The organism is Paenarthrobacter sp. NPDC091711 (assembly GCF_044756605.1).
Taxonomy (GTDB): Bacteria; Actinomycetota; Actinomycetes; order Actinomycetales; family Micrococcaceae; genus Arthrobacter.
The window spans coordinates 74,212-88,404 of record NZ_JBIVTF010000011.1 but is presented as its reverse complement, the minus strand read 5'-3'; the positions used below and the strand labels follow the sequence as shown (position 1 = coordinate 88,404).

Sequence of the window (14,193 nt, the reverse complement as noted above, 5' to 3'; positions counted from 1 at the left end):
TAGCAGCGTGAGGTGGTCTGGCTTCAGGCGTGGAAACCGCGGTGTCCGCGAAGCGCCTTGCGGAGCATGAAGACCGTTTGGACCATGGTGGTGATGTACAGAACCGGCCAGCCAACCGACAGGATGGCGGACTGCACATTCACCGGCATGTTGAGCCAAGCGAAGACCACGCCGCCGGCAATGACGGCCAGGACGATCGCGGGCATGAGGTGGGCTGAGCCGGCACCCCGTTCAGCCCGGGCCTGGGCGGCCCAGTTATCGGTCTCGTTTCGAGCGAAGAATTTTGACCAGGCCCGCACGAAGTGCCCCATCCGAAGCCAGAGGTAGGCCTCTGCCGGGAACGCCAACAAGGCGAAAGCAATGTCACGGCCCGTCTTGCCCTTGATGGACAGTGCGATGCGCAGGTTCAGGATGATGGCAACTACCGGAGGGATCAGCCACACGGGATAGAACACGTAGGCGTTGATGCTCAAGGATGCCGCCAGCAGCATCAGGAAGGAGATCCGGGTGAGGATGTTGAAGACCATGGAAATGTTCTCGCTCCACCGCAGCCTCAGATTCGGGTGGAGGGGTTGGCCCGGCGTGTTGCTGCGCTGTCCCGGCCACATGAGGTCGATGGCACCGTAGTTCCATTTGACCTGCTGCCCGTCCAGCGATCGGAGCGTGGTCATGCCACCCACCGAGGCCCGGGCCCGGGCTGAGATCTTGGTGGCGTAGCCAAGGTTCTTGATCTGCAGGGACAGCAGGGAGTCCTCCACCTCAGAGTCCTTCACCCACGGCGTTGCTTGCCGGTTGTCCACCATGACGTTCTTCAGCGCCTCCATGGACAGGAGCGAGCACTGTCCGCCCAAGACTGCCATGTTCCGTCCTCGGAGCAGGTTGTCCATGTTGAAGGCGGCGAACTGGGCCCGCTGTCCGGCGGTCAGGAACTTGGAGGTGATTCCTTTCTTCTCCATCTCGGCCACGGTGTAGATCGCGGAGATACCGCCGATGCGTGGGTCGCTCAGGATTTCTTTCTCCAGGTGCTCCACGGCGTACTGGTCCACCACCGTGTCACCGTCCACGCCCAGGAAGTAATCGAAGTCGTCGCAGACCTGGGCAAAGCCGTAGTTGAGGGCACCCACCTTCTTGTCCTTGTTCACGCCGATATCGTGGACGAAAACTTCCGTGAGTTGAGTCAGATCACGGTAGGTTCGCTCGTGGGGCCCGGCGAAGTCGCGGGCCACGAAGAACGTCTCATCGTCGGAATTGTTAATGACCACATGGATGACATCGGGCAGCCTGCTCTGGTTCAGCAGGGCGGTGAGGACCTCCGCAATAGTGTCTTCCTCGTTGTACGCCGGAATGACGCAGGCAATGGTGGCCCGTGACGTGCTCTGCTCCGCCGCTGCACCGCGCAGGACTGACAAGTAGGGGGTTTCATTTTGATGGTCGGAAACGACGGTCATGATTGGTTCTCCGGTGTTCGTTTGACTGTTGGAACCAGTCTGGAAAAACAATCTCAAGGTTCAACCGTGTGCCGTGCTAAGGATTGCCAATGGATTCAGAAAGGCGCTTAGCGTTTCATTAAGCCCTGCTGAAAGAATGCTGGCAGCCTGTCACCCAACCCAGTGGCCGTCGTCGTGATATTCCGCCTCCAGTCCGTGAGGTGTCTTCTCCCATTTGTGCGGGCTCGTGAGCATCTGCCAGGCGGCACGCCAGGCAGCCACTGAGTGCAACACCCAGTAGAACGGGTTGAGCAACGCGAAGATCGCAATCCGCCATCCGTGGCGACGCAAGGTGGCCAGGCCGGAGACGATGATCATCATGGCGTTGCCGAACAGCATGGACACCACCCCGCCCACCAGCAGCCAGGACGGCAGGACCAACCCCACGATGTCGTAGCCGATGTAGGTCACCACGGTGAATCCCACCACCAGCGGGTAGGCCAGGAAAGCCAGTGGTGTGCCCAGGATCAGGCCGAGGAACCCAATGGTTCCGGCAACACCTGTGCTCTTCATGTAGCGCAGGGAGTTCCGGGTATTCACCGCTGAGGTGATCATGTAGCCCTTGATCCACCGGGTGCGCTGCTTGATCCATGCCGGCACCTGCGAGCACGCTTCTTCCCAGGTGGTGGAGTTGATGACGCCCACACGGTACCCGTCCACGGCTGCCCGCAGCCCCAGGTCCGCATCCTCGGTGACGTTCCAGGGATCCCACGCACCTACTTCCTTCAGCAGGGAGGTGACAAAGTGGTTGGACGTACCGCCCAACGGCAACGGGATGCCCGAGTTGTCCAAGCCCGGCAGCATGGAGTCGAACCAGTGCGTGTATTCGATGGTGAACATGCGGGTGAGAACGTTTTGGTCGGCATTGAAGTAGTTGAGGGCGGCTTGGACGCAGATCAGCGGCTTGCGCTTGGGGTTGAGATGCTCCCGCTCGAACTCGTCCTGCTTGAAGGCTGCGATGGATGCCCTGAGTTGGCCCGGCTCCGGACGGTCCTCGGCATCGTAGATCACCACGTATTCGCCGCGGGCAAAGGTCAAGCCATAGTTGCAGGCCCGGGGTTTGGTTTGGGGGTCTCCCCTGGGCACCACCAGGATGCGGACGTACTCCGGGGGCCGTGAGGCCTTCGCGGCAGCGATCGTCTCCGCGTCATCTTCTTCGAGCAGGACAAGCACATCAAGCTTGGACCTGGGGTAGTCCAGCTGACCCAGGTTGGTCAGCAGTTTGTCGATGATGTTCGCCTCACGGAACACCGGAACCAGGATGGTGTACACGGGCAGCTCGGCGTCTGGAGCCCGCTCTTGAGCCACCGGCGGAAGGCCACGCCGTGCTCGCTCCCTATCCCGTGCCTTCGCCACGGCGGACTCGTGCAGTTGGTCGAAGGGATACCGCAGGCTGGCCAGCGATTTGAAGCCGATACTCACCAGGAAAACGATGTTGGCCGCCGCCAGCAACACAATGATGGCTGTCAGAGGCGAGATCACGAACGCCAGCATGACTCCCGCCACGAGGACCACCGGAAGGTAACGCTGCCACTGCGTCAGGGCAATGCGCGCTGACTCCCCCGGCCGTTCCTCGGCGAGGCGCTCAGCTGATTCGTAGAGGAGGTGACGGCGGAAGGAACGCTGGATGGACTGGTTGATGTCCCAATCCGTGGTGGTGCGGAACTCCACCCCCGCCGCACCGAAGCGGCGCGTTGCTTCCTCAACTATTTCGGCCGACGGAGCCACCGCACTTGCCACCACCAGCACGTCGCCGTCCATCCGCCATGGCAGCCACTGAGGCTCCCCCAGCTCGCTGTAGCCGAGCTTCTCCATGAGAGCGTCGGCGGGCGGTTCCGCCATGAGGTCAACCAGCGGGGCATCCCACTGACGGGCAAGGACTTCATAAACCCGACGGCGGTCCAGGCCGGCTTCCAGGATGAGGTGCCGGCCCAGCAACCCGCCTTCGCTCGCGGCACGGTCCAGCGCACGCTCCAGCTGTTCCGGGGTGACCAACCCGGCGGCAAGGAGCGTCTGGCCGATCGATTGCCGGTTGAGCTGCCCGGCTACGGACGGTGAAGAAGGTGTCATGAGTCGGAGGACCTTTCATAGATCCGATGGGTTGGCGTGGAGAACGCCAGCGAATAGCGGACAGTGAAGGAGGGGCTCTTGACCATGGCTTGGTACACCAGGTCCGTGGGGCCGGAGTCGCGGGCCCCGGTTCCCGCTTCAACGTTAACGAACACCCATTTGGCGTACTTCGCCGGGTCCTCCAAGGCGGGTCCAAAGTAGTCGCCCGAGGCGCGGTTGTAGATTTCCTTGAGCGGAATGCCCATCACCGGCAGCACGGCATTACCGCGGGCACTTTCGTCCATCAGGATTCCGCCGGACTGATAGTGCTGGTTGAGCCAGCGTGCGGCAGCAGTTGAGTTGGTGGTGGATTCAGCGGACATCCTGCCTTCAGCCAGCACGGCCAGCCGCCCTGTGGGATCCTCGTTCCACCACGCGTTCTGCAGCACCAACCCCGCCAGCAGGGCACCCGTCACCCAAGGCCTCAACTGTCTGCGGCCTACCAGCTCATGCACGAACACTGCCACCAGAACGGCCACCAACGGTAGCGCCGTCAGCGCAAAACGGTTGTTCCACCAGGTGGATGGCAGCGAATGATCGTTGTTGATGGCCGTTTGGCCGAGGAAGAGGCTCAGGAGCGCGAACGCATAGGCGCTGCCGGTCACCGCCACCAGCAAGGTGCTGTTGGCGAAGCCTCGCCTGAAGACCAGCACGACGGCGCCGCACGCCGCCAGCGCGAGGACCGCCACGCCCACTGTCTCCAACAGCGACCAATGGAAAGTAGTCAGCGTGAGCCCGGCGTTGCCCTTGGTAGGCAACAGGCCGCCGTCGGTGATGTTTTTCTGCTGCGCGTAAGCCGAGTATTGCCCGAACATGAACTCCAACGGGTTGCCGTAGATCGCCCAGTTATAGGAAATCCACCAGAGCACCGCCGCCGCAGGAATCATCACGTAACCCCCGGCCATGATGAGGGCCTCGCGCCAATTGCCGGTTCGACGCTTGGAAACGATCACCACGAACAGCGTTCCGGTCATCACCAAGGCCCAGCCTTCGTACCGCGAGAGAACTGCAGCTGCTGAAGGAATACCGGCGAAGACGGCAAGTTCTCCGGCACTCATTCGACGGCGGCTGGTAGCCCAGTGTGCCAGGCCCGCCATGCCGCCCACTATGCACATGATGAGCACGGGCTCGGTCAGTGCCGTGGTGTAGACGTAGAGGATTGCCGGGTTCGCGAGGACCACCAAGGTGGTGGCCAGCCGGCCGGCACGGCCCAAACCGAGGCGGGCAGCAATGAGATACAACCCGGTGGTCGTGGCGGACAGCGCCAGAATGCCCAGCAGTCCGGCGGCCCAGCCCGTGCTGAACAGCCACATGTTCAGCACGAACGGTGCCAGCAGCAGGTGTGGCATGGGCAGCCATACGGTACCCAGCTGTTCGAAGCCAGGGGCCTTGCTGTCAAAGATGCGGCGCGCGATGGTCAGGTGGCTTTGGGCGTCGGAGTAATCCAGATTGGTGCCGTGACCAATCGTGTACAAGCACGCGAGGTAGCCCACCATCGCAGCAAGAACGGCGACGATCCTGGTGCCGGGAACCTTGCGGCCCACTACCGGGGCGCCGAGCCGTTCCCAGCCCCGCATCACCACGGCAAACGCAGCGGGGACCGCCGGCCGCCTGTGGGCAGCCCGGCGTGGCGTGGCTACGTTAGTTGCCATGACCCGGTTCCGGCGCTCCAGCGGAGTCCGGTTCGCTCGCCGTCTCTTCAGCATCCACATACGCCCGCGCTTCCTTGGCACGGCGCCTCATCAGCAAGGTACGCACGGCGAACGCGAGGCCCAGCGCCAGCACGGCCCCGCCGATCCACCAGGCATAGGGGCGGTAGTCGTCTGTAACGGCCTTCTGGGGAACCAGGGCGTTGCTTTCCAACAGCACGGGAGTCCCTGAGGGCTGCGTGACCAGGAGGTTCCGGGACAGCGACGCCCAGCCTCCTTCAACGCCACTGACATGGGAGGCCAGCGATGCCTGAAGCGCCGACGCAGCGGTCAGGTCACCTTCGGGCGCCCACGCACCCAGCAGCAACAGATCTCGGCCGCCCTGTTCAAAAGCCTCCAACACACCGAACGGGGCTGAGGCACCCACGCCATATTCGACGTCGTCCGGTGAGATGGTGCGGAACTCCGCCAAACGCAGCGGTGCCGATAGCTTGTTGGCTGCCTCGGCGGTGGCTCCAACTACCACCCCGGACTCACTGGAGCCCGCAAGGGTATCCAGGCCCACCACCCGGGTGTCCAGCAAGGAGGCACTGTCTCGCTGCAGGGACGCAATGAGAGTGGCAGCGTTGACGGTGTTCGCCTGGGCGTCGCCGGCACCGAAGGCCACCGGAACGCTCTGGCCAAAGGCCTGCGGGAAGCGGGCGAATCCGGCTTTCGTGGAACCGCCGCGGACGGCGGTCAGGGTGCTGCCCGCCGTGTCCAAGGTGACCTCCATGGGCATGACGCCCGCCGGTCCGGTGCAATCTCCGCCGGCAGGAAGGGCCGCGAGGCGAATCCGCAGGCCGTTCTTCGCCTGAAGCTGCCCGGCCGGGACGTCCGCGTCCACCGTGAAGGTGTCACCGCCGTCGAGGTTTCTCGAACTCAGCAGGTAGTCGTTCCAAAAGACGGAAAGCTGGGCTTGGGCATTGTCCGGTACGGCTGTGTGCGTGCCCTTGAGCTGGACTTTCACGGAAGAAACGGGGCCGCCGAACTGTGACTGGGTGATGCCCACATACGATTCCGGGGTGCCATAGCCGGACAGCTTGAGGGTAGAGCTGCCGAGGTCCTTGAGGCTCTGGGTCAGGCCGGGCGAAGCGGACAATGCCGAGGTCAGCCCGGTCACCGAGGACGTCACGGCGAGCGCGGTCTTGTCGCTGGCGAGCGCCCGCGCGGCGGTGCGGAGTTGTTCGTCGTGGCCGCTGAGGATGAGTTGCGGCAGGCCGGCTGCGGTGGCGAGCCGGGTGCCGGTTTCGCCTTGGTCCGCTACGACGCTGAGGATGCGGCTGCCCGCCGGGAGGGTTGCGGCGCGCGCTTCAAGTTCGGCGTCCGGAACCACGCTGACGGCAGCGGCCGGGTAGCGGTGGGACATGGCGGCGGAAGCGGTCATGATCGCAGCCGAAACGTCCGCACCGGGCGCCGCCGGGACGGGAAGCACGACGGCGGGCACGGACGCCGGGAAGAACTCGCCTACCGTGGTGGGAGCCTTGGCCGTTCCGCTGAAATCCACCACCACGTTATTGAGGGTGGCCGTGGCGTTGGAGACAACACACATGGTTTGGGTTGCCGGGACGAACTGCAGCCCCACCGTCAGCTGCTGGGCTGTAACGTCCGCGGCGGATACCGCAGCGTCAAGGGCAATGCTTGCTGCTGCGCTGGTTTCGAGGACCACCCGGCCGTTCACGGTGGCCCGCACCATGCCGTCCAGCTTCCCAGTGCCGTCCAGCTTGCCTGTGCTTTCGGGCTTACCGGACACTGCGATGATTCCTTGGATCCGGGTAGGCTCCAGCCCAGCGGCAACCGGCACCACCAGTGTCTGCTCTTCCTGGCCAGCGAGCGCCGATACGCTGGACGACGTTTGGACGGCCGGCCCTTGGGGAGGCGAAGCCGAGGCTCCCGGGGCGGCTGTGATGGTCAGTGCCAAGGATGCGGCACAGGCGACGACGATGGCCGCAGCATGCGATCGGGTCCGGGCATGGCGCCGGGTGCGTTTTCCGGCAGGGGTTTGGGGCACGATGTCAGTCCTGAGTAACTAGCAGCGAATGAGTCCGTCAGCCGTTTTAGGCCAACCTCATAGACACTGCCGAACGGAACTCAAGGAGACTTGCTGCGTTGGCTCAAGATTCACTCAAGACGTTGTTCCCCCGGGCTGCTGACCTGCGGTGATAATGAATAATGTGGATCGGCTGGATTGAGTTCGACGTCCTTTTGGGCGACGTCCATGGTCTCAAGGAGAAGCGCTCGCTGATTCGGCCCTTGGTGGCCGAGCTGAAGCGGCGCTTCGATGTTTCTGCTGCCGAAACAGGTATGCAAGACCAGCACCGGAGAGCACTGGTTGGCGCGGCACTGGTGGCCCCGGATCACGCCCACCTCCAGCAAGTGCTCGACGCCGTTGAACGGTTCGTGGCGGCCCGGCCTGAGTTTGAGCTGCTGAGCGCACGGCAGCGGGAGCTGCACAGCGAGGACTAGTAGCCGATGACGGCCAAGCGCGTTGAGTCCAGGTGGGCGTCGATCGCTTGGTGGGCGGCGTCCAGGCTGCGGCTGCGCAGTGCGTCCACAATGAGCTGATGTTCCCTGAGGACGTCCCCTGCGCGGTCCGTTCCCTGGCTTACTGCCTTGACGCCGATCCTGAGTTGCTTTTGCCGGAGCGAAGCGTAGAAATCGGCCAGCACCGGATTCCCTCCGGCACGGACCATGAGGGTGTGGAACTCGGTGTCCAACTCGATGAACCGGGCTGGATCATCCTTGGCTTCCTGCTGCTGGTCAATGACTCGCTGGAACGCATCGATCTGGGCGTCCACCATGCTCTCCAGTGCGGAGACGGCCCACTTCTCCACCACAGACCTGGCCTGCAGGATGGCGCGGACGTCGGGGTCGGAGATGGGCGGCACGTAGGCACCTTTGTGGGGGATTCGCTTGACGAACCCTTCGGCTTCGAGGCGCAGCAAGGCCTCGCGCACGGGCGTACGTGACGTACCCGTGGTCTTGGCCAGGACTGCCTCGTTCAGGAAGGTCTCTTCCTCCCGGGGCAGGGCTGCGATGTAGCTTTTCATCCACTGGTAGGCCACTTCTGGCTGCGACTGTGCAGCGGGGGTCATCTGGATCATGCAGAGCCTTTCTCGCGAAGCCCACAGTATACGAGTTGCATTCAGGATGTTCCGGACGTCCGGAAAAACTTCTCCCTCAAATATAGACAGGTTGTATACAACCCGTCTACAGTGAAGTTCAGTGACTCCGCTCACGCATCGGAAAGACCCCAATTTCCTGGGAGCCCCGGCCACCTGTCTCACCGGAAGCCCACGGCTCCCCATCGCAAAGGATCCCCAGAATGACCGATTTGAAGAAAGCAGAACTGAGGCAGCAAAAGCACTCAAGCCTGCCCGTGGTGGCTGCTTCGAGCCTGGCTGGCACCGCGGTGGAATGGTATGACTTCTTTCTCTACGGCACCGCCGCCGCGCTGGTATTCAACAAGCTCTACTTCCCCACCGACGATCCCCTCGTGGGCACCATGCTGGCGCTCGGAACGTTCGCGGCCGGTTTCCTGGCCCGCCCGATCGGGGCAATCGTCCTTGGCCACCTCGGCGATAAGCACGGACGCCGCGCCACGCTGGTGGCCAGCCTGATGCTCATGGGTGTCGCCACCACCCTGATCGCCTTCATCCCCTCCTACGCTGCGATCGGCATAGCCGCGCCCTTGCTGCTTTTGCTGCTTCGCCTGATCCAGGGATTTGCCCTCGGTGGCGAGTGGGGCGGGGCCGTCCTCCTCGTGTCCGAACACAGCAATGAAAGTGCCCGGCGCGCCTTCTGGGCCTCGTGGCCCAACATGGGCCCGCCCCTGGGCAACCTGATGGCAGCTGGTGTGCTGGCCGTACTGGCCGCCACCATGCCGGAGAGCGAGTTCCTGGCATGGGGCTGGCGGATTGCGTTCGGATTGTCTGCCCTCCTGGTGGTCATTGGCCTCATCCTGCGGCTCTACGTTCAGGAGACCCCGCTGTTCAAGGAAGCACAGCGGAAGCGCGAAGCCGAAGGCAACAAGGAACGGAAGATGCCGCTGACCATCCTGTTCCGCCGCAACTGGCGTGAAATCCTCATCGCAACCGGCAGCCGGATGGGCGAGAACGCAGGCTTCTACATCTACTCGCTGTTCATCATCACCTACGTCACCCAAATCATGGGACTGCAGAGGCAGACCGGACTCACGGCCGTCATGATCGGGCAGGGCGTGGCCGTCCTCGCCATTCCCATCCTGGCGCTCTACGCGGACAAGGTAGGCCGCAAGCCCATCCTGATCGGCGCCTCAATCGCCACCATGGTGTGGGCCTTCGCCTTCTTCTTCCTGCTGAATACCGGCCAGTTGTGGGGCATCATCGCCGCCGCCGTTGGTGGCCTGTTGATCTTCGCTGCGTACAGCTCGGTGATCGGAGCCTTCTTCTCCGAGCTCTTCCCCACGGACGTGCGGTACAGCGGCACTTCCGTGTCCTACAACCTGGCCTCACTGATCGCCGGCTCCCTGTCACCGATCATTGCCCTGGCCCTCTACAGCGCCTTCGGCACCGGCTATGCAATCGGCATCTACCTGGCGGCCATGGGCCTGATCTCCATGGTCTCGGTGATGTTTGCCAAGGAAACCAAGGGGCTGCGCCTCAGTGACCTGGACGAGCCGACCAGCAAAGAGAAGGAACAAGCATGAAAATCGCACTCGTCCAGGTGGCCAGCCCGGACCCTGAAACCCGTGAGGACCGGATCAACCGCATCGAAGCGATTCTGCGCGGGATCACCGGCGCCGATCTGATCGTCCTCCCGGAACTCTGGAGCGCCGGCTACTTCCACTTCGATAACTACGAAACTCTCGCGGAAACACTGGACGGCCCCACTGTCTCCATGTGCTCGCGGGTGGCAGCAGACCTGGGCGTTCACATCCACCTCGGCAGCATCATTGAAGCCGGCGAGGACGGGCAGCTCAGCAACACCTCCATCCTGCTGGGACCGGATGGCAGCGTGGTCCACACCTACCGGAAGATCCACGTGTTCGGGTACAAGTCCAAGGAGGCCAGCCTTCTCACGGCAGGCTCCGCACTCCCCGTGGCCCAGCTGCCCTTCGGGGCAGTCGCGGGCATCACCTGCTACGACCTCCGTTTTCCCGGGTTGTGGATGGAACTGAGCACCCGTGGCGCGGAAATCGTGATTGTTCCGGCAGCCTGGCCCGCTGCGAGACGCGAACACTGGCGCCTCCTCACAACAGCCCGGGCGGTGGAACACCAAATCTTCGTGATTGCCTGCAACGCCGCCGGCACCCAGGAAGGCGTGGAACTCGGCGGACACAGCAGGGTGGTGGATCCGGCGGGCAACGTCATAGCCGAAGCAGATGCCGGGGAGTCAGTGCTCATGGTGGACATCGATCCCGGCCAGGTCCACGCAGTCCGCACCGAATTTCCGGTGATCAATGACCGTCTCAGCAACTACCAAACATTGACCGTCTAAGGAAGAACATGGAAACAACAAGGCAAGTCCCACTCACCTTCAGGGTGGTGGGCACGGACAAGACAATTGTGGTCTCGGATTTCCACGGAGTAGTGGCCGGCTACACGGGCCGGGATCCTAAGGCAGTCCAGCACCACATCGACGAACTGGCAGCCATCGGGGTAGCTCCCCCGCCGGAGGTTCCCATGTTCTACCGCATGGACTCGGACCTGTTCGAAACCTCCGGCGAGCATGACACGTCGGAGAATCTGACCTCCGGTGAGATCGAGCCCCTCTACCTTCGCCACGAGGGCCGGTACTACCTGGGCATCGGCTCGGACCACACAGACCGTGACATCGAGGCCCGGGATATCGGGGACTCCAAGCGGGCCTGTCCCAAGCCGATCGCCGGTGAGGTCATCGCCGTCGAATCCTTGGAGGACCTGGACCTCGATCAGTGCACCGCGCGCTCCTGGGTGGACGGGGAACTGTACCAGGAGGGTTCGCTGAGCGGCCTGCGCAAGCCGGCCGACGTCGTCGAGCGCCTCCTGGCCCGTACCGACATCGGTGACGCCGATTTCATGTGCCTCGGCGGCACCCTGCCGCTGCTGGACGGGAAGTTCGTGAATGGAACTTCCTGGAAGTTGGAGCTCTCCTTCCCGAATGGGACCACCATTGAACATAACTACAAAATCAAGAAAGGCTCACTTCGATGAGAACCGGTAAGCAGTATTTGAAGTCCCTGAACGACGGTCGGACAGTGATCCTCGACGGCGAGGTGGTCGGCAACGTCCTGGAACACCCGGCGTTCGCGAAGGTTGCCCAGACCATGTCAGAGCTGTTCGACATCGCAGCCGATCCCGCCAACGGCATGCAGTTCCATTCCGAGGAAATCGACGGACCCGCTAACCGCACCTTCGCCGCTCCCCGCACCCAGGAGGAACTGGTGTTGCGCCGCCAGGCGATCGAGAAGTGGGCCAAGCACACCCACGGCTGGGTGGGCCGGAGCCCGGACCACGTTGGTACGTTCTTCGCCGCGTTCGGCTCCCACCCGGACGTCTTCAAGAACGAGGAACGCGACTTCGCCGGCAACGTGGAGCGGTACTACAAGAAGATCCTGTCCGAGAACCTGTACCTGTCCTACGCAATCATTCCCCCACAGGTCTCCCGCGCAACCACAGCGTCCGGGTGGGAAGGCGAATACCTGCAGGTGGGCGTCGTGCGCGAAACCGAGGAAGGAATCATTGTCCGCGGTTCGCAGATGCTCGCCACCGGTGCCGCGATCGCCGACGAAGTCTTTGTCACCTGCATCAAACCGCTGGGGCCGGACGACGTTGACTTCGCCGTCAGCTTCGCCATCCCGGTAGCCACCGACGGCCTGAAGCTCTACTGTCGCCGACCGTTCGCACCCGCCGCCACCAGCGACTTCGACTACCCGCTGACCAGCCACTACGACGAGCCGGACGCCCTGGTGGTCTTCGACGACGTCCTCATCCCGTGGGACCGCGTGTTCATCAACCGGAACATCGACACCCTGCGCCGCCAGTTCTTCGACACCGGCGCCCACGCCCTGGGCAACTGGCAAGCCCAGATCCGGTTCTCCACCAAGCTGAAGTTCATCGCCTCCGTGGCCCGCAAGGTCACCCAGGTGAACGGCACGGACAAGATCCCCGGAGTCCAGGAGAAGCTCGGCGAGCTCGCCGCAATTGTGCAGTCCGTTGAATCGGCCGTCCTCGCCGCGGAGTACACCGCAACAACGGACGACGCCGGCATGCGGATTCCTGGGAAGAGCGCCCTGTACGGGGCCATGGGCCTGCAGTCCGAGACCTACCCTCGCGTCATCTCCATCCTCCGCGACCTGGTGGGTGGCGGCGTTCTGCAATTGCCCTCCAGCATTGCGGACATGACCAGCAGCGTCACCCGCCCGGACATGGAGCGGTACGTCCAGTCCCCCGGCGTCGCCAGCGAGGAACGGGTGAAGCTCTTCAAGTTGGCCTGGGACATCATCGGTTCCGAGTTCGCCGGCCGTCATCAGCAGTACGAAATGTTCTACGCCGGTGCACCGTTCGTTGTCCGCGGCGCCTACACCTACAGGAATTACGGCTACGACGCCCTGGTAGCGGAACTGGACACGTTCCTCGGTTCCTACAGCATCCAGAGCACCACCGATTCGGAGGGAATCTAACCATGGCAAAGCCCGAATTCGAGTTCACCCCTGTTTCCTCGGTGGACTTCGCACCCTGTAACCCGCACATCGAGGGCTTGTCCGAGGCCATCCTCGCCCGGGATTCGGACAATGACAGCGTCACCCGGATCCTGAAGTTCGAGCCCGGCACTGACACCACCCCCAACGGCGTCCTCACCCATGATTTCTGGGAAGAAGTCTTCATTTTTGAGGGCTCGTTCGTGGACCAGCGCCTCGGCAAAACCTTCAAAGCCGGCGACTGGGCCACCCGCCCGCCGGGCATGGAACACGGACCGTGGGTCTCGGAAAACGGCGCCAGGATGTTCGAAGTCCGGTACTACACGGAACCGGCACCAGCGGAGCGGAGCAACTGACATGAGCCTGGCACCAGCCTTCACCATCCCCGATGCCATGGGGATGCGCCGCGCCATGGGCCGATTCCTCACCGGCGTCGCCGTGGTCACCACCCAGCATCAGGATGAGCAGTATGGGATGACCATCAGTTCGCTGACCTCCATCAGCCTGGAGCCGCCCATCCTCATGATCTCGCTGAACTTCGGCACCCGGACCGGAGAGGCACTGATGGAGAGCGGCAAGTTTGCGGTATCCATTCTGGGCGCGAAGCAGGAATCAGTGGCCCGGCGGTTCGCTGTCCGCGGTGGGGACCGCTTCGGCGACGGCGACTTCGACATCACAGACAGTGGGCTACCGGTGATCAAGGGCGCCCTCGCCCAGGCGGACTGCACCGTAGTACAGCAGTACGACGTCGGCGATCACCAGGTCTTCTTCGGTCAGGTCACCACCTGCCGGGACCGGGACGGCGAGGTGCTGGCATTCAAGGCAGGCCGCTTCGGCTCGTTCAGCGACTTCGGCCACGCAGAAATCCCGTGGATGTTCTGAGGAGAGCTGCCTAGTGCTTAAGCGATGGTCAGCTCACCCATGCGGTCCCAGCCGCTGCCTTCGAACTGGCGGCTGATGATGTGGGGAGTCTCCACGAGCGCCTGAGGCATGTCTGCCATGGCCTTCTTGAAGTGCTCGCTGTTGACGTGCGCCTCAGCAGCATCATCCTGGAAGGCTTCCACCAGCACGAACTCGTGGGGGTTCTCCACACTGCGGGACCAGTCGAACCACAGGTTGCCGGGCTCTTCGCGGGTGGCCTTGGTGAAGTCGGCCACCAGATCCAGCCAATGCTCGGACCACTCGGGCTTGACGTTGAACTTGACCACAATAAAGATCACGGGACTGCCTTTCGTTGCACTACGGAATC

The 14,193-nt window shown here is 63.1% G+C and carries 13 protein-coding genes; 7 read left to right on the top strand and 6 right to left on the bottom strand.

Features of this window, described 5'->3' with window-relative positions:
• Positions 1-23 precede the first annotated feature (23 nt).
• From ACIQH5_RS16255 to ACIQH5_RS16240, 4 genes are all read right to left on the bottom strand, one after another.
• A complete protein-coding gene (locus ACIQH5_RS16255; RefSeq protein WP_400405228.1) occupies positions 24-1,448 on the bottom strand; it encodes a glycosyltransferase in 1,425 nt (474 codons plus the stop codon).
• A 150-nt stretch (positions 1,449-1,598) separates the two neighbouring features.
• Positions 1,599-3,557, bottom strand: coding sequence for a glycosyltransferase (locus tag ACIQH5_RS16250; RefSeq protein WP_400405225.1), 1,959 nt, complete (start codon positions 3,555-3,557; stop codon positions 1,599-1,601).
• On the bottom strand, positions 3,554-5,248 hold the full coding sequence (locus ACIQH5_RS16245) for an ArnT family glycosyltransferase (RefSeq protein WP_400405223.1): 1,695 nt from the start codon (positions 5,246-5,248) through the stop codon (positions 3,554-3,556). The genes ACIQH5_RS16250 and ACIQH5_RS16245 overlap by 4 nt, the downstream gene beginning before the upstream one ends.
• Complete coding sequence (locus ACIQH5_RS16240) at positions 5,238-7,295, bottom strand: cellulose biosynthesis cyclic di-GMP-binding regulatory protein BcsB (RefSeq protein ID WP_400405220.1); 2,058 nt, start codon at positions 7,293-7,295, stop codon at positions 5,238-5,240. The genes ACIQH5_RS16245 and ACIQH5_RS16240 overlap by 11 nt, the downstream gene beginning before the upstream one ends.
• A gap of 161 nt (positions 7,296-7,456) precedes the next feature.
• On the opposite strand from ACIQH5_RS16240, the gene ACIQH5_RS16235 reads away from it, so the two are divergent.
• The gene (locus ACIQH5_RS16235) at positions 7,457-7,750 is read left to right on the top strand and encodes a DUF503 domain-containing protein (RefSeq protein WP_400405219.1); all 294 of its coding nucleotides are present in this window, start codon (positions 7,457-7,459) and stop codon (positions 7,748-7,750) included.
• On the opposite strand, the gene ACIQH5_RS16230 is transcribed toward ACIQH5_RS16235, so the two are convergent.
• Complete coding sequence (locus ACIQH5_RS16230) at positions 7,747-8,388, bottom strand: GntR family transcriptional regulator (RefSeq protein ID WP_400405217.1); 642 nt, start codon at positions 8,386-8,388, stop codon at positions 7,747-7,749. The genes ACIQH5_RS16235 and ACIQH5_RS16230 overlap by 4 nt on opposite strands.
• 221 nt (positions 8,389-8,609) lie before the next feature.
• On the opposite strand from ACIQH5_RS16230, the gene ACIQH5_RS16225 reads away from it, so the two are divergent.
• From ACIQH5_RS16225 to ACIQH5_RS16200, 6 genes are read left to right on the top strand one after another with little or no spacing between them, the layout of a single operon-like run.
• Positions 8,610-9,971, top strand: a complete 1,362-nt coding sequence (locus ACIQH5_RS16225) for an MFS transporter (protein ID WP_400405214.1) — start codon at positions 8,610-8,612, stop codon at positions 9,969-9,971.
• Entirely contained in the window at positions 9,968-10,762 is a 795-nt protein-coding gene (locus tag ACIQH5_RS16220) for a carbon-nitrogen family hydrolase (RefSeq protein WP_400405211.1), read from the top strand. Before ACIQH5_RS16225 ends, ACIQH5_RS16220 begins: the two co-directional genes overlap by 4 nt.
• An 8-nt stretch (positions 10,763-10,770) precedes the next feature.
• Positions 10,771-11,457: a DUF2848 family protein gene (locus ACIQH5_RS16215; RefSeq protein ID WP_400405208.1), complete on the top strand. Its 687-nt coding sequence runs from the start codon at positions 10,771-10,773 to the stop codon at positions 11,455-11,457.
• The gene (locus tag ACIQH5_RS16210; RefSeq protein ID WP_400405206.1) at positions 11,454-12,926 is read left to right on the top strand and encodes a 4-hydroxyphenylacetate 3-hydroxylase family protein; all 1,473 of its coding nucleotides are present in this window, start codon (positions 11,454-11,456) and stop codon (positions 12,924-12,926) included. Before ACIQH5_RS16215 ends, ACIQH5_RS16210 begins: the two co-directional genes overlap by 4 nt.
• A 2-nt stretch (positions 12,927-12,928) precedes the next feature.
• A complete protein-coding gene (locus tag ACIQH5_RS16205; protein ID WP_400405204.1) occupies positions 12,929-13,300 on the top strand; it encodes a cupin domain-containing protein in 372 nt (123 codons plus the stop codon).
• Position 13,301: 1 nt separating this feature from the next.
• Positions 13,302-13,826, top strand: coding sequence for a flavin reductase family protein (locus tag ACIQH5_RS16200; protein ID WP_105693877.1), 525 nt, complete (start codon positions 13,302-13,304; stop codon positions 13,824-13,826).
• A 17-nt stretch (positions 13,827-13,843) separates the two neighbouring features.
• Here ACIQH5_RS16200 and ACIQH5_RS16195 read toward each other — a convergent pair whose 3' ends face one another.
• Positions 13,844-14,164, bottom strand: a complete 321-nt coding sequence (locus ACIQH5_RS16195; RefSeq protein ID WP_400405202.1) for a putative quinol monooxygenase — start codon at positions 14,162-14,164, stop codon at positions 13,844-13,846.
• Between the last annotated feature and the right edge of the window lie 29 nt (positions 14,165-14,193).